Genomic DNA, 14,006 nt, shown 5'->3' on the forward strand with positions numbered 1-14,006 from the left:
GCTGAGGTGCGGCCGCGGGGGCGGCGGTGGCGGCCCGCCCCGCCCCCGGCTTGGGGGGGGGCGCGACGACCCCACCACAGCGCCCAAAACCCCCCCCCCCCCCCGAGCCCACCCCCCCGCGCCCCCACCCCGGATAGGGTGGCCCCCCGCTGTCGTTCGTTCGGGCTACTTGTCGAGCAGCTTCTCGGTGGCGGCCAGCAGCACACAGGTGGCCAGACCGTCCATCGCCTTCTCGAGTTCGGCTTCCTTCGGGAAGCTCGGTGCGATTCGAATGTTCTTGTCCTCCGGATCATTCCGGTAGGGGAACGCCGAACCCGCCGCGGTCAGCGCGATTCCGGCGTCCTTGGCAAGCGCTATCACCCTGGCCGCGGTGCCTTCGAGCACGTCGAGACTGATGAAATAGCCGCCCTTGGGCTCGGTCCAGGACGCCACCTTCGACGCGCCGAGCCGATCCTCGAGAATCCGCAGCACCAGCGCGAACTTCGGTTCGAGGATGGCGCGGTGCTTCTGCATGTGGGCACGCACACCGGCGGCGTCCTTGAAGAAGCGCAGGTGGCGCAGTTGGTTGATCTTGTCGGGACCGATGCTCTTCTTCGACGCGTGCCCGAGGTACCAATCCAGGTTCGCCGTCGAAGCGCCGAGGAAACTGACTCCCGCGCCCGCGAAGGTGATCTTGGAGGTGGAGGCGAAGACGATGGGGCGGTTGGGGTTTCCGGCCGCTGCGGCCAGTCCGAGCACGTCGATGACCGGTGCGGCGGCGTCCGTCAGCGGATGCACCGCATAGGCGTTGTCCCAGAACAACCGGAAGTCGGGCGCGGCGGCGGGCATCGAAACCAGTTCCCGGACAACATCTTCGGAGAACACCACCCCGGTCGGGTTGGAATAGTTCGGCACCGCCCACAGACCCTTGATCTGCGGGTCGTTCGCCAAAAGCTCTGCGATGGCGTGGGTGTCGGGGCCGTTGTGGTTCATCGGAACCGGGATCATCTCGAACCCGAGCGCCTCGGTGATCGCGAAGTGCCGGTCGTAGCCGGGGCTCGGACACAGGAACTTCACCGTGGGCTCGGCCGCCCAGCGCTGTTTCGACTCGGGCGTGCCGTACAGCATCGCGTAGGTGATGACGTCGTGCATCAGCTCCAGACTGGCGTTGTTGCCCGCGATCAGGTTGTCCACCGGAATGCCGAGCAGCTCACCGAAGATGGCGCGCAGCTCCGGGAGTCCGTGCAGCCCACCATAGTTGCGGCAGTCGGTGCCGGTGCCGTCACGGAAGTCGCCCGCGCCGGGCAGGGAAAGCAGCTCCGCGGACAAGTCGAGTTGTTCCGGCGAGGGTTTTCCCCTCGTCAAGTCCAGCGTGAGCTTCTCGGTCCGGAGCGTCGCGTAATTCGCGTGCTGGGTCTCGTGTTCCGACACGAGCTCCGCGTGGCTCATCAAACCGATCTGCGATTGCCGGGGCATCCTGGGCAGCCTTTCGAAGCAGCAAAAAGGGCGAGTGGTGACGTCCGGCCGATGTCCGTATGACCGTCGGCGGACCGCTGTTCACGTTACCCGGCGGTTGCTCCGAATTGGAGTGGATAAGCGGCTCGGGATCGTCGACCCTGCGAGCGCTGAAATTAAGGGGACCCCGCGCACCCGGCAGAGCCCGTTGACCCTTGCTGCCTTCCGGCCCTGGGGGAGTTCACAGGATGCGCGCCGCGCGGGATCCGTTGGCCAGTGTAGCGGCTAGTCGATCACACCCCACCATCCGGGGCCCGCGCGCACTCGCGAGCACTGGTTACGATCTTTCCGATACCGGAGGGGCTTCCCCACCGTACGAGGGGATCGACAGGTGACAGACAACAATCCGCCGCACGGCGGCCATGAGGTGCCGCCGTCGGCGCCGTCCGGCGACGCGGAGCCGACACCCCAGTGGTGGGAAGCTCCGACCACCAGCGACAGCTCCGGCTCGTCGGGCGCCGACCCGACGATGGTGCGCGTACCAGGACAGTTCGACGCCTACACGCCGCCGCCGCAGCCCTACGCGCCGCCACAACAGCCGTACCCGGCACCACAGCCCTATACGCCACCGCAGCAGCAGTACGCGGCGCCACAGCAGCCGTATGCGCAGCCGCAATACACACAGCCCGCTCCCCCGCCGCCTGGGCCGCCCAGTTATCCACAGGCACCGGTCTACGGCGCCGGCTACCCCGGCACGCCGCCGCGGCGGCGCAGCAACACCGGGTGGATCGTCGGCGGCATTGCCGCGTTGGTCCTGGTCGTCGCCCTGATCGGCGGCCTGGTCGTCGCGGCGAAGAGCATCGGTGGCGACAGCGAGTCCTGGACCGGCGACTACGCCATGGCCAAGGTGACGGACTCGTGCAGCCTCGTCACGCCCTCGGTCCTCACGCGGTGGGCGCCCACCCAGAAGGAGCTCACGCACACCGAGGACCAGCCCGACAGCGACTACGGCGGGGGTTCGCTGAACTGCGATGCCAAGTACGAGGGCGCCAGCATCAACAGCGCGTCGCTGACCATGGACGCGGACTTCGCGAGCAAGTACGGATCGCCGCATTACAACATCTGGAAGGACATCGACACCGGCACCACGGGCACCGGACGGAGCTTCGGCGCGTTGGGCGGACTCGGCCAGGAGGCATACTTCGCCTACCGCGAGGACACGTCCACATCCTTCAACTCGCTGAACTACACAATCGGCGTACTGGACAGCAACCTCTCCCTCCAGGTCGAGATCAGCATCTACTCGAAGACCTCGATCGACCGGTCCGCAGTCGCCGCCGCCACTGAGGCGCAGGCCCGTCAAGTCATGGCAGGCCTGCGAAAATAGCTCCCCATCAGGCCCATTTGGCGATCGACGGGGGGCACCCGCTATGCTGCTCCACGGAGGATTCGCCTAGTGGCCTATGGCGCTCGCCTGGAACGCGGGTTGGGTTAACGCCCTCAGGGGTTCAAATCCCCTATCCTCCGCCACGGCAAACGCCTCTGACCGGACTCAACTGGCTGGTCAGAGGCGTTTTTCGTCATCCATGCCAGCGAATTGTCGACCATAACGCCTGTTCAGGGTGGTTTTCAGAGCAGTTTACAGCTGTTTCCGCAGGTGGAGGACGTGTTGACCGCGTCAACACACCTCGGGATAGGGGATCAGCTCGCCGGAGTGTTCGGCGCGGCCGCAACGCGCTGCACAGGAGTCGGCAACCTGAACAGGGTGCGTAGTGCGCGCAGCGCGGCGCGGTCACCGGTCGCGACGGCCGTGGCGTTCTGGACGGCGGCTGCGAGAGTGGTTCGGCCAGCCGCGATTTCGCGGAAGGTGTGATCATCGGTGGTGATGGTGAGATCGGGGTGCCGCACCGGACCGTGGACGGTGTCGATGGTGCCGTCGTCGATCCGAGCGTGGAAGACCTCGTCGCCGACGCAGAATTGGTAAACCACCCGCAGGCCGGACGCGGCGTCGGAGTCGAAGCACGCGCGCAGGCCGAGGACGGCCCAGCCCGGGTGGAATACCTCGTCGTCGCGGGGGTCCGCCATCGCCCACTTCATGCCCCAACGGGCCAGGCTCAGCACTGCGGGGGCGAGCTCAGCACCGGCCTCGGTGAGCTCATAGGCGGGCGCGCGCGCGGGTGGCGGCAGGGTGATCTTCTGGGCGAGCCGTTGCTGTTCGAGGTATTTGAGCCGCGCCGAGAGCAGTCCGGTGCCGAGACCGCGGAGGCTGCGCTGGAGGTCGCTGAACCGTTTGGGGCCGGTAAGCAATTCACGGATCAGCAGTAGGGTCCAGCGCTCCCCTACGACGTCGAGGGTGCGTGCGGTCGCGCAGTACTGGTTGTAACTTCGCTGCTCCACTACATAATTCTAGACTTTCAACCATCGTTTCTTGAATTCTCCGCTGCACAAATCTGAATGAGCAACCGGGCGAGCCGCCCCGGATGGGTGAGCATGACGTCGTGTGGTCCGTCCAGTCCTACGGCCGCATAGCCGATGTCGGCGGCGAGTCGGTCGAAAGGATAGGTCTGCGGGCGGCAATAGATGGCGGTGCCAGGGATTCGGTCGACAGCGCCGATCAGGCGGGTGCGATCGGTGAAGGTGCGCAGCGGATGCGGTCGCAGGCTACCGGCCAGCAACTCCGCGTCGACGGGGTCGGTGATGCCGAAGGCGGCCGGCGGCGGTGGCGGAATGATCGACCCGTTGCCGCCCGGCCTGGCGGCGGTGCGGATGGCCGTGACAAACGCCGGTGGCGCAAGGTCGAACATGCCGGTCCCATCGGGACCGGCCCAGCCATCGACGAGGATCACGCGGTCGACGAGATGCGGACGTTGATCGGCGGCCTGTCGCACGACAAGACCGGCGTAGCTGTGCCCGACCAGTACTACATCATCCGCGCGCCGAGCATCCCCACCACGCACAAGGCCATCGAGAGCGGCGACGACCTGGTCGACGTGCGTTGACAGGTCCGCGCCGCTAGCGGCGGTCAGTTCGGGGACATGGGTGCATGCCGCCGCTTCGTGGAGCAGCGGGGTTATCCGATCCCAGGCCCACGAGCCATGCCAGGCGCCATGGACGAGAACGAAATGGGTCATCGGCGGTCTCCGAACGTGAGTAGAGGCAGGACATATGCGGCGAACTGGCGGCGGCGTTGATGCCAGGTCATGGATGTGGAAGTGCTTGCTGGAGACCGCGGCGTCATCGCGAGTCGGTAGCAGATAACCGACCTTCGGCTTGCGCACAGCACTCTCCTGTCTGCCCGGCAGCTTCGCAACCACGGCAATTGACTTCCTGTTTTTGAAGCTTAAGATCCATTTTCAGGAAGTCAACTTGAGGAGTCGTAGTGACGAAAGCGATATACACGGCACAGGCCCACGTGACGGGCGGGCGGAACGGCCGCGGCCGCACCGAAGACGGCCGACTCGATCTGGAACTGCGGCAACCGAAGGAGCTGGGCGGCGATGGCGACGGCGCCAACCCGGAACAACTCTTCGCCATCGGCTACGGCGCGTGCTTCGCATCGTCACTGGCGCTGGTCGCACAGCGGCGCGGGCTTGCGGCAAGTGACGTGACAGTCGACGCGAGGGTGATGCTTGTTCCTGCAGCGGACGGCCGATTCCGGCTCGGCGCCGAACTCGACGTCTCCCTGCCGTCGATCACCGACGTCGACCAGGCCGTCGACCTGGTCCGCATCGCACACCAGGTATGCCCATACTCGAATGCGACCAGCGGCAACATAGCCGTCGCACTGACCGCCAACGGAACTCGCCTATGAAGCCATTGGGAGCCCACGAACCTGAGCAATACCTCTCGACTGGCGTTGACCACGCCACCCTGACGTGGGCATCGTCGGCAGCGCCGAAACAGCCTGAAACGCAGCAGATCTGACTGACCACGGAGTTCATCTGCGGAGCCGTATAGGTTCAAATCCCTATCCTCCGCCGGGCAGGACGCAGGTCCCGGCAAGATTCATGATCTTGCGGGGACCTGGGTCAACACCTCCGGTCCACAAACCGAAATCTGAGGGGACATCGGCGTCGCGACCTAGAAGACGCGAAGGTGGATTCAGGCTGTCCGGATGCTGGTGGCGACCGGCGCTACGCGCCTAGGATCAGATGCGTCGGGGGAATGCACAGCTCGACGAATCGGCGAGTTGATCCGTGCGACGAAATCGCCGGAAGAAGGCATGATGATCGTTAGGAAGACTGCCGCCGACACGGGTCGGCGGCTCGCGAAGATCGCACTTGTCGGGACCGCGATGACGATTCCGATGGTCTCGGTTCCTGCCATGGCGGCACCGGCCCCCGCACCCGCTGTGGTGCGCACTGATAACCCCCACTGTGCCGGCTACGACCCTTGGGGCATCGATCGCTGGCAGAGTGATCGTTGGGGCAAGGACAAATGCCACGGCCAGAACGAAGGCTGGGGTTCGAATAATTTCTTTCCCCAAGGCTGGGGTTCGAATAACTTCTTTCCCAAAGGCTGGTTCGGCAGTAGCTGACCGAACCGACCCGCGCGTCGCGCAATAGGAATCGAGCCCACTCGGCGATGTCGACCGGGCGGCCACATCGCTGGGTGGCGCGCGCCCGGACACCTGCTACCGAGCGAGGGACCTCGACAGTCCACATCGTGGCTGAACAATCGCTCGCCGACGAACGGATCCGGCATCCGCGGAGGGCCTCGCCACCGATCGGCAGTGGTTGGACGCGGCACACGCGACAAGGTGACTTCCGGACGCTGGATCGCCGAACCGTCCCTGACCCTGCTACACCAGTACCGCAGGTTGGCCACCCGCTGGGAACGACGCACGGACATCCATCAGGTATTCATCGGCCTCGCCGCCGCACTCATCTGCCGACGCCGTCTTCGAAACCAAACCTGTAGGAGCTCTTAGTAATTCTCACGTGTGCTGAGTACGCTGTGGCCGTGGGATCAGGGGGAGGCAACCCAATGCTCGGACCAACATGCACCTCGACCCGGCCCTTGCCTGCTACCCGAAAACCCGATCGCGATCAGTCGTCACGCCGGACGAGGACGAGGAGTACTTCGACAAGAAGTCGCGGATGGAGTAGACCTTGATCACCCGCTACCCGGGGAGGAGTTGTCGTGGGTAGATACCGGAGTTCGTCGGACTTGCCGCTACCGGCGGAATGGGATCGAAAGGCGTTCGGCGCGTACCGCTACGCGGTAGTGCCGTTCGTGGTGGCGTTGGTCCCCCTCCCGATGCTGCTGTTCGGGATCTGGGCAATTGTGACAAATCGAGAAGCGGTGTGGCCCGGGCTTGTCCCGCTCGTGCTCACATCCTTGCTCTGGGTCGCCCCGTTCGCGGGCTGGGGATGGTCACTCTGTCCACGACAAGCTCCGACGGCGGCTGACATCCGCTCCACCGACACCGGCCATGCGCTTGTGCTGCCGGTGCAGCTCCCTTCCAAAATCGGTACTTTCGCAACGGGGGCGGTCGGGGTTGTCCTGCTCGGGGTCGGACTGTGGCTGCTCATCGCATCGTTCGACGACGACTTGTCGACCGGAATCGCGGCCTTCTTCCTGCTGTCCTTGCCCGGTATGGTCGCCTTGCTTCTCTTTGCCGGCACCTATCGACGCGGAGTGAACGCCGACAACACCGGCATCCTGCTTACGGCGCGTGACATCACGATCGACTACGGCAAAGACCCCACCACCGTTGCCTGGCAAGACATCTCGGCCATCGGCGCCCGCTGCTATCGAGAGAACGAAACGAGTCGGCTGGCCAGCCGAATCAACGCCATTACCCTTGTTACCGGCGACGCCGATACCGGCTACCAGACCATCGACATGGCCCACAAGGCTCTTCGCACCGACCCCACCCGGGTCTATCACCAGCTCGTGTTCTATCTGCGCAATCCCGGGCTCCGATCGGAACTCGGCACCGAACACGGGTTGGATCGGTTCCGCCGCGGCGGCTATTCGCCGGAAGACTTGATTCCACTGGTCGACAGGCACATTCGTGAGGCAAGCGCCGAATAGCGCTGCCCGGCATCACCGGCGGTCACGATCGACCGAGCAGGCTCACGCGGTCGCAGCCGTGATCCCGGCTCGGGTCACGCCCTGCACGATCTGGATGATATTCGGCACCATCCCGAGAATCGTCGACGTCTCCGTCGCCAGGTGCGCCAATGCGTTGGAGATGCTCATAGCCCCGGTCGAGATACCGGTGGTAGCGCGGACGACCGCGGCAACGGAGGCGGTGCCACCCGAGGCAATGATGATGGCGGCGGCCTCGACGAGGATCCCGGCCAGGGTGTTCAGAATTTCGGTCACGACGCCGCGAACCCCCTCGACGAGGTTGCCGAGCGCGGCATTCACTTTGCTCAGCGAGTCGGCGAGCGAGGCCTGGGCCTCGATGTCGGCCATGAACGCGTCCGCCTTAGCTTTGTAGGCGTCGCTGGCAGCGCCGGCCCAGTCGCTGACGCCCTTTTCGAGTTCTGTGTTCCAAGTTTTCGCGGCCTCGCTCAGCGCTGTCGAGATTTTCGTCCAGGATTCGGAGTACGCCTTGACCATGTCAGGGTTGCCGGTGACCCAGTCGAGTGCCTTGCGCAGCGGTTCGACATTCTCGAGCATCCAGCCCATCAGCAGACCGCCCACGATGTTGAAAGGATCCATCTTCGCCAGCGGGACGCCCAGCGCAAGATTCTTCCGGAATTCCAGCACGTCCACGACGCCAGAGGCGGCTGCGGAGGCTTTGAGCGCCGCACCGTACAGGTTCGTGCCGATATCCTGGCCGCCGACGGCCGCCTTGACTGCGCCGACACCTTCCCACGCATCGCCCAGCGGTGTTCCTTTGAGGAAGCCTGGTTCGGCGCCGTCGCTGGTCAGCGTGGGCATCAGGGGCTTGTCCTGGAAATATACGTTGCGTTCGTCGACTTTCGGGTCGAGCAGGTCGTTGCCTTCCGGCGCCGCGGCGTCGTTGAAAACCATGCGCTTCCCCTACCTAGTTGATCTGGCTCTGCTGACGCTCGATCTCGGCCTTGCGACTCGCCTCGAGATTGTCGAAGACATCTGCGCAGTGCCGCAGCGTTTTCGGCAGCGTCTCAGTCGTTTCGACAATCTTCTGCAGGCTCTCAGTGATCCGATCGTGCAGCGAATCCACCGTCAAACCCGCGACCCACCCCACCAACGACCCGTAACCGTCATCCACCTTGGCCAGGTAGTCCGCGGCCTCCTTCGCTTTGCTGACATTCTCGAGCGTCGATTCGACCTGCCCTGCGTGCGCGCGTACCCGGTCCGGATTGACGACGATGTCATCGCTGTTCCACATCTACCTGCCCCTCAGTCGCTCCGATGCAGCCACCAATGATGGCCTACTTCTCTTGGACGCGGGCAAGGCCCAAACGGTTGCACCAAGTTTCAGCGGTGCGCCGACGATCAGGCGGCGGACGCCTCGCTAACAGACTGAAACGCAGTGGATTCGGCTAACAGCGAGCGTCCCGCGGAAAATCCGGCGTCGAGCGTGTCGGAATCGCTGAAGGACTCCGGCAACATCGAACCGGCCGCTGAAACGCCCGTCCGCGATAGAAGGCAACACCAACAGTCGAGAAACATCCGATGGAACAAAGGCGCGTTGGGCAGTGCAGCAACATGTTTCGTGGTCCGACACACCCGTGTGACGGTTCGGCACCACGACTGTCAGGCGGCTGGTCCGGTTGTCCGCCCTCGAATCCACTGAGCGATGGCGATCAGGGCCGAGATGAGTGAGATGGCACCGGCGAGCCATGCCCAGGTCGTGAGACTCGCGGTGGCATAGGCGACCTGACGCATGCCAGGCACCGGGTATTGGCCGTTGCCGGTAGCCCAGCGAACCAGCAACCCGACCTGGGTACCCGCATCCCGAGCGGATCCGTATCCGACCATGCGTTTCACTTCGGCCGCTTTGCTGTTCAAGTGGGCCACCACGACGACTACGAAAAGCGCCAGCGTGACCGAAGACCCCACCGCGACATAGGAAAGCATCTTGGTGCGTGCCCGAAGGTTCACCAGTACGGCGAAGACGGTCACGGCGCTGGCCGTGCTGGCGAGGACGCCCCAGGTGCCGTTGACATTCGCGGCAGGCGGCGGCGATCCAGACCAGAGGCTCGCCAGTGACGTGGATATCTGAAGCCCACCGAACGGATCGGCGCTGATCTGGCCGTCGGTGCCGGAAGCGGTGAGCCACGGCTTGAACAACATGCGGAACGTGATGATGCTCCCGACCGCGGCGCACAGGTAACCCCAGTTCCCTCGCAGCGATGCCAGAACCTTCGCGACTTCTTCCCTGCGCTGCGAGACAATGCGTTGCACAGTGCTCGGCGTATCAACCTTCCGATAGCGAATCTTGTTTGTTTGCCATGGAGTCGGCTGCACCATCAGCCCAGCCTATGAGGCCGGCTATCATTCTTGCTGTTAAGAACTGCCAATCTTCCAATGCATCCGGGCCAGTTTCTGAAAGTTAGCCACAGGGGCAGAAATTCCGCGTGCAGCCAGGTTTCCAGCCCGGCCATCGTTCGTACCAGTACGATTCACGCGACACTCAACCCGAGGCCCACTCTCAGCGAAGTTCTGGCAAACGTCGATTCCTGCTCGTCGACCCTGCCGATCATCGAATCGAGGTGCGGCCGTTAATGAAACGCAAATATCACGTCGAGGGTCCGCAGTTCACACAGCCCTTCGCGGGCGCGGCACCATCCCTTCGTCAGCTCTGAACCCGTTCTCGGCACAGTGAATTCATTTGCCCGTCGCACCGAGGACATCGCGACGGTGCATCAGCGGATCGTCGATTCGGGGATTGTCGGCTTCCCACCGGTACGCGAGACCATCACGTCATTGCGGTGTTCGGCCGCCCGTTCGGCGACACGCCCTGAGCACGAGGTCAGCTGTGGCCGGTGGTTGTCAGTGCGTACCCGACCTGAGCGGGGCCGGTCGGGACACTGTCCGATCGACATGGCCGTCGCGTTCGAGTCGGCGCAGGGTCAGCGTCAGCATGGGCTGTGAAATTCTTCCTCCGGGCAGCCCCCGTACGCGTGTGGCCTACCCGGCTGGCAGATCCCCCTCTGCGGTCTCGACGGACTCCACTATCGCGGGTGACTTCCTGGTCGGCACGAAGAGCGATCTCGGCGAGCTGCTCGGCAGATCCCCGCGCCCGGCGCTCGCGAGTGATCGCCGACGCCGTCGGCTGACACCCCGCGAGCCACTCGGCCGGCCGAGCGATATGGCCATATTCAGGGCGTACAGGGTATTGACTGGCAGCGAATCTGGAGGAGACTAATCAGTACACCGGAACACCGGAGAGAGCCGCACTGTCGACAGAGACGTTTGCCGAAGTCGTTGACCCTTTTTCCAGGATCTGGCCAGGCCCCCGGCAAGCCAATCGAATACCGGAGCCTCGAGCGACGGCTGAGGTTCATGGATTCGATGGACACTACCGGGGACTGTTCTGTGTGGGGTGTTTTCGAGCAGGTCTCCGTTCGGCGGCTGGGAGCAGCCCGTCGGAGCCATTCGGCTCACGAAGTGAACCAGCGCCGAATCCGCGCGGTGGCGAATTCGGCTTTCTCGATCGCCAGTTCGGCCGTGGGCGGCTTGAACGGTGCGATCGGCGTGGGCCCGGAAAGGAAGTCGGCGTCGACCTTGCCGACGACGCCGTCCCCGAATTCGATGTAGCAAGAGCCTCGGCCGAGATACTTCTCGGGATCGGGCGTTCCGCGCAATCGCGCACCGATGTGCGCCGCCACCGTGCGGGCGGCATCCTCGGCGAACACGCCGGCTCGTGGGACCGGCGCGTCCGCGCAATCACCGATCGCGTAGACGCCGGGATACCGGGTGGCGAGCGTGCGCGGGTCGACGTGGATCCAGCCGTCGATGCCGCCTGCGGTCAGCCCTGATGCCTCGACCACGGCCGGAACACGGTGGGTCGGGATGCCGATGAACAGGTCGTAGGCGAGGTCACCGGCGTCGGTGGCCGCGACATGCCGCTCCGGGTCGAGCGCGCGGACCCGTGTTCCCGGGGAGTAGCCGATCCCACGTCGGGCGAGCGCCTCGACGAGCGCGGCAGAGGTATCCGCGGAGACGGGAATCGGTGCGTCCATCGGGGTGAGCATGTGCATGCGGGTGCGGTCGCGAACACCACGCCGCGTCAGCAGCTCATGCAAGAGCATCGCGCCCTCGTAGGGTGCGGGCGGGCACTGGAACGGCACACTCAACACCGCGATCAGAACAGTTCCGCCGTCGAAAAGGGCCAGCCGATCGCGGAGTCTGCAAGCTCCTTGGATCGAGTAGTACTCGTAGCCGTCCTCGACGAACCCCGGGGTGGCGGCCGGGTCGTAATCGGCGCCCAACGCGACAACGAGAAAGTCCGGCTCGTAGCCGGCGAGATCGGTGACGACGCGGCGGTTCTGCGGGTCGATCGACGTCACCGTTTCCTGCCGGAACTCGACACCGGGACAGGCGAGATCGGCGTAGCTGATACGGACGGATTCCGGTGTCCGGCCGCGAAAAAGGATGTCCCATTTGGCGAACCCGAACGTGAACCCATCGTTGTGGTCGATGAGTTCTACGTCGGCCTCGGGCAGTGACTCGGACAGGCAAGCGGCGAGCTCCAGCCCGCCGAAGCCGGCGCCCAGGATGAGCACCGTTGGCTTTCGAACGTTGTCGGCGACAGACATTGCGCACCCCACGACGCAGCAGCGGTTGAACGAGTCATGATCGGGCTATTTCTCGAGCCGGTCGCTTGGAGAACGGGCAGCATCGCTACTCCCGGTGCCACCGCGCCCGAATCACCTCCATTCGCGCACGCAACTCCTCCGGGGCGATCAATCCGCGATCCATCAGCGTGTGGGCCGTCACCACTACCGATCGGGTTCGCACGGGGAAGTCGTGGTAGATCGTCTCGCCGAGCGCATCCTCGACATGGCGGCGTTCCAGGTTGTCCAATGCGCCTCGCCAGGACAGGCATTCGCACGTCGCCTGCATGCTCGACTCCCACGGGTCCGGCTTGCGGTCGAGTTCGGGAAGCGTGCTCTCCCGTCGCGACTCGGGATCCAATGTGTGCAGGAGAATCTCGTACGGACCGCTGGTCACTGCCGACCACCTCGTCCCGTGGCGGCTTCGACCTGGTCCGGCGGCGCCTGCGCGGTCCAGTCGACCTGCGGCAGCGCCACGCCGATCATCGTGTCCCGAGTGACGATGGCCGCCAGTTGCTCCTCCGTCCAGCCCTCGGTGCCTTCGGGCCGCATCGGCATCACCATGAACCGGGATTTCTGGTTCGAGTCGTGCACCCGGACCTCGACGTCGGGTGGAAAGTGCAAGCCGAATTCGGCGAGTACCTCGCGGGGCCAACGCACGAGGCGCCGGCGGTAATTGGGGGTGCGGTACCAGTCAGGAGACATACCGAGCACCGGGCGCGGGTAGCACGAACACAGCGTGCACACGATCACGTTGTGCACCTCGGGCGTGTTCTCCAGCACGTAGAAGTAGGTGTAGTCGCTCGGCGTTCCGGAGCCGGTCGGGTCACGCCAGTCGATGCCGATCTCCTTGCACGTCTCGGTCCCGTCGGCGAGCAGGCGCGCCTTGAAATCTGGATCCGTCCACGCCTTCGCGACCAATGTCGATCCGCCGTGCGGACCGACCGATTCGGCCCACTCGGAGAACCGTCGGTGATCTTCCTGCGAGAAGAGGCCCTTTTCGATGGCGAGCTCGCGAATCGCCGTCTCGAGGACCTCGAACTCGCTGATCTCTCCGGTGGTCTGGATCGCTGCGTGCGCCCCGTGATCGTGGGTCTGACTCACTTGGCATCCTCCTCTGCGGGCTCGAGCCAACGCTCGGAGACCTCCGTCTCCAGGGTGTCGACGGCGAAGCCGGTGTATTTGGGCCACAGATCTATCTGGCGGAACCGCACCACGTAGAACGGTTCGAAGCGGCCGTCGTCGCGGCCCCATGCCTCGTCCTCCGGAATCACCCACTCGGGCCGGTGTTCGACGACAACACCGGTGCGTCCGCGGGTGTATGCCTGGGTGCGGGTGTGGAACATCGACGTCTTGTCCCGAACCCGGACGCGATCGCCGATCTCGTACTTCCTGGTCATGCCCGCGACTCCATCCGTGCGCGTACCTCGTCCAATTTCGCCGACAGCTCGTCGGGGGTGATCAAACCCTTGTTGACCAGATATTTCGCGGCGACGGTCGCCCAACGGGCGTAATAGGGCAGACCGAAGTACAGCGTCGCGCCGAGGTCGTTCTCGGCCCGACGGCGTTCCTCGGAATTCCACACGCCACGCCAGCCGAGGCATTCGCACGTAACGTAAGTGTTCATCTCCCAGGGTTCTTCGACTTTTTCCTTGTATTCGACCGGCATATCCGGCTGTCCGCCGACGTCGTGCAGGACGTGGCGGAGAGCGGCAAACAATGCGTTCGAGATCTCGTACGGGGAATCAAGCGGGGTACGGAACACTGGAGCGATGTCTGCGACGCGATGTTGAAGTTCGTCGAATCGGTTCGGTGAACTCATGAGGTCTCCGTTGCGACAGATCCGAT

Annotated in this window: 16 protein-coding genes, 1 tRNA gene and 1 other RNA gene; 5 read left to right on the top strand and 13 right to left on the bottom strand. The window is 64.5% G+C overall.

From position 1 onward, the window contains the following. Positions 1-165 precede the first annotated feature (165 nt). Complete coding sequence (locus ACFU4Z_RS12000) at positions 166-1,455, bottom strand: aminotransferase class I/II-fold pyridoxal phosphate-dependent enzyme (RefSeq protein WP_379061871.1); 1,290 nt, start codon at positions 1,453-1,455, stop codon at positions 166-168. A 155-nt stretch (positions 1,456-1,610) separates the two neighbouring features. Next, an RNA gene (gene ffs / locus ACFU4Z_RS12005) (signal recognition particle sRNA small type) lies at positions 1,611-1,705 on the bottom strand. Positions 1,706-1,825: 120 nt separating this feature from the next. On the opposite strand from ffs, the gene ACFU4Z_RS12010 reads away from it, so the two are divergent. Next, the gene (locus ACFU4Z_RS12010; protein WP_379061874.1) at positions 1,826-2,821 is read left to right on the top strand and encodes a hypothetical protein; all 996 of its coding nucleotides are present in this window, start codon (positions 1,826-1,828) and stop codon (positions 2,819-2,821) included. A gap of 55 nt (positions 2,822-2,876) precedes the next feature. Then, positions 2,877-2,964, top strand: a tRNA-Ser gene (locus ACFU4Z_RS12015). Positions 2,965-3,135: 171 nt separating this feature from the next. On the opposite strand, the gene ACFU4Z_RS12020 is transcribed toward ACFU4Z_RS12015, so the two are convergent. Next, positions 3,136-3,831, bottom strand: coding sequence for a winged helix-turn-helix transcriptional regulator (locus ACFU4Z_RS12020; RefSeq protein WP_379061876.1), 696 nt, complete (start codon positions 3,829-3,831; stop codon positions 3,136-3,138). A 17-nt stretch (positions 3,832-3,848) separates the two neighbouring features. Beyond that, a complete protein-coding gene (locus ACFU4Z_RS12025) occupies positions 3,849-4,565 on the bottom strand; it encodes an esterase/lipase family protein (protein ID WP_379061878.1) in 717 nt (238 codons plus the stop codon). Between the two features lie 248 nt (positions 4,566-4,813). Between ACFU4Z_RS12025 and ACFU4Z_RS12030 the strand changes: the two genes are divergently transcribed. The 3 genes from ACFU4Z_RS12030 (at position 4,814) to ACFU4Z_RS12040 (ending at position 7,473) form a co-directional block, all read left to right on the top strand. Further along, positions 4,814-5,245, top strand: coding sequence for an organic hydroperoxide resistance protein (locus ACFU4Z_RS12030; RefSeq protein WP_379061881.1), 432 nt, complete (start codon positions 4,814-4,816; stop codon positions 5,243-5,245). Between the two features lie 303 nt (positions 5,246-5,548). After that, on the top strand, positions 5,549-5,971 hold the full coding sequence (locus tag ACFU4Z_RS12035; protein WP_379061884.1) for a hypothetical protein: 423 nt from the start codon (positions 5,549-5,551) through the stop codon (positions 5,969-5,971). A gap of 722 nt (positions 5,972-6,693) precedes the next feature. Beyond that, entirely contained in the window at positions 6,694-7,473 is a 780-nt protein-coding gene (locus ACFU4Z_RS12040) for a hypothetical protein (protein WP_379061887.1), read from the top strand. A gap of 42 nt (positions 7,474-7,515) precedes the next feature. Here the strand turns inward: ACFU4Z_RS12040 and ACFU4Z_RS12045 are convergent, their stop codons facing one another. The 9 genes from ACFU4Z_RS12045 to ACFU4Z_RS12085 all read right to left on the bottom strand — a co-directional run bounded on the left by ACFU4Z_RS12045 (position 7,516) and on the right by ACFU4Z_RS12085 (position 13,980). Next, the gene (locus ACFU4Z_RS12045; RefSeq protein WP_379061889.1) at positions 7,516-8,424 is read right to left on the bottom strand and encodes a WXG100 family type VII secretion target; all 909 of its coding nucleotides are present in this window, start codon (positions 8,422-8,424) and stop codon (positions 7,516-7,518) included. A 13-nt stretch (positions 8,425-8,437) separates the two neighbouring features. Next, the gene (locus ACFU4Z_RS12050) at positions 8,438-8,764 is read right to left on the bottom strand and encodes a type VII secretion target (protein WP_379061894.1); all 327 of its coding nucleotides are present in this window, start codon (positions 8,762-8,764) and stop codon (positions 8,438-8,440) included. Between the two features lie 368 nt (positions 8,765-9,132). Further along, positions 9,133-9,849: a hypothetical protein gene (locus ACFU4Z_RS12055; protein WP_379061896.1), complete on the bottom strand. Its 717-nt coding sequence runs from the start codon at positions 9,847-9,849 to the stop codon at positions 9,133-9,135. Positions 9,850-10,371: 522 nt separating this feature from the next. Continuing rightward, positions 10,372-10,491, bottom strand: a complete 120-nt coding sequence (locus tag ACFU4Z_RS12060; protein WP_379062529.1) for a winged helix-turn-helix transcriptional regulator — start codon at positions 10,489-10,491, stop codon at positions 10,372-10,374. A 491-nt stretch (positions 10,492-10,982) separates the two neighbouring features. After that, on the bottom strand, positions 10,983-12,140 hold the full coding sequence (locus tag ACFU4Z_RS12065; RefSeq protein WP_379061898.1) for an NAD(P)/FAD-dependent oxidoreductase: 1,158 nt from the start codon (positions 12,138-12,140) through the stop codon (positions 10,983-10,985). 85 nt (positions 12,141-12,225) lie between these two features. Then, complete coding sequence (locus ACFU4Z_RS12070; protein WP_379061900.1) at positions 12,226-12,555, bottom strand: ScnB; 330 nt, start codon at positions 12,553-12,555, stop codon at positions 12,226-12,228. Next, complete coding sequence (scnC, locus tag ACFU4Z_RS12075) at positions 12,552-13,262, bottom strand: thiocyanate hydrolase subunit gamma (protein WP_379061902.1); 711 nt, start codon at positions 13,260-13,262, stop codon at positions 12,552-12,554. The genes ACFU4Z_RS12070 and scnC overlap by 4 nt, the downstream gene beginning before the upstream one ends. After that, positions 13,259-13,558 (bottom strand): SH3-like domain-containing protein, encoded by a 300-nt coding sequence (locus tag ACFU4Z_RS12080; protein ID WP_379061905.1) that lies wholly within the window; start codon positions 13,556-13,558, stop codon positions 13,259-13,261. Before ACFU4Z_RS12080 ends, scnC begins: the two co-directional genes overlap by 4 nt. Next, on the bottom strand, positions 13,555-13,980 hold the full coding sequence (locus ACFU4Z_RS12085) for a hypothetical protein (RefSeq protein WP_379061907.1): 426 nt from the start codon (positions 13,978-13,980) through the stop codon (positions 13,555-13,557). The genes ACFU4Z_RS12080 and ACFU4Z_RS12085 overlap by 4 nt, the downstream gene beginning before the upstream one ends. Between the last annotated feature and the right edge of the window lie 26 nt (positions 13,981-14,006).

Source organism: Nocardia sp. NPDC057440, from assembly GCF_042802915.1.
In the GTDB taxonomy this organism is placed as follows: Bacteria; Actinomycetota; Actinomycetes; order Mycobacteriales; family Mycobacteriaceae; genus Nocardia.

What these genes read in the sequence shown, in the direction of transcription:
- ACFU4Z_RS12000 (WP_379061871.1), bottom strand. Translation starts at nt 1,455, where the DNA reads ATGCCCCGGCAATCGCAGATCGGTTTGATGAGCCACGCGGAGCTCGTG.
- ACFU4Z_RS12025 (WP_379061878.1), bottom strand. Translation starts at nt 4,565, where the DNA reads ATGACCCATTTCGTTCTCGTCCATGGCGCCTGGCATGGCTCGTGGGCC.
- ACFU4Z_RS12035 (WP_379061884.1), top strand. Translation starts at nt 5,549, where the DNA reads ATGCTGGTGGCGACCGGCGCTACGCGCCTAGGATCAGATGCGTCGGGG.
- ACFU4Z_RS12040 (WP_379061887.1), top strand. Translation starts at nt 6,694, where the DNA reads ATGCTGCTGTTCGGGATCTGGGCAATTGTGACAAATCGAGAAGCGGTG.
- ACFU4Z_RS12045 (WP_379061889.1), bottom strand. Translation starts at nt 8,424, where the DNA reads ATGGTTTTCAACGACGCCGCGGCGCCGGAAGGCAACGACCTGCTCGAC.
- ACFU4Z_RS12050 (WP_379061894.1), bottom strand. Translation starts at nt 8,764, where the DNA reads ATGTGGAACAGCGATGACATCGTCGTCAATCCGGACCGGGTACGCGCG.
- ACFU4Z_RS12055 (WP_379061896.1), bottom strand. Translation starts at nt 9,849, where the DNA reads ATGGTGCAGCCGACTCCATGGCAAACAAACAAGATTCGCTATCGGAAG.
- ACFU4Z_RS12065 (WP_379061898.1), bottom strand. Translation starts at nt 12,140, where the DNA reads ATGTCTGTCGCCGACAACGTTCGAAAGCCAACGGTGCTCATCCTGGGC.
- ACFU4Z_RS12080 (WP_379061905.1), bottom strand. Translation starts at nt 13,558, where the DNA reads ATGACCAGGAAGTACGAGATCGGCGATCGCGTCCGGGTTCGGGACAAG.
- ACFU4Z_RS12085 (WP_379061907.1), bottom strand. Translation starts at nt 13,980, where the DNA reads ATGAGTTCACCGAACCGATTCGACGAACTTCAACATCGCGTCGCAGAC.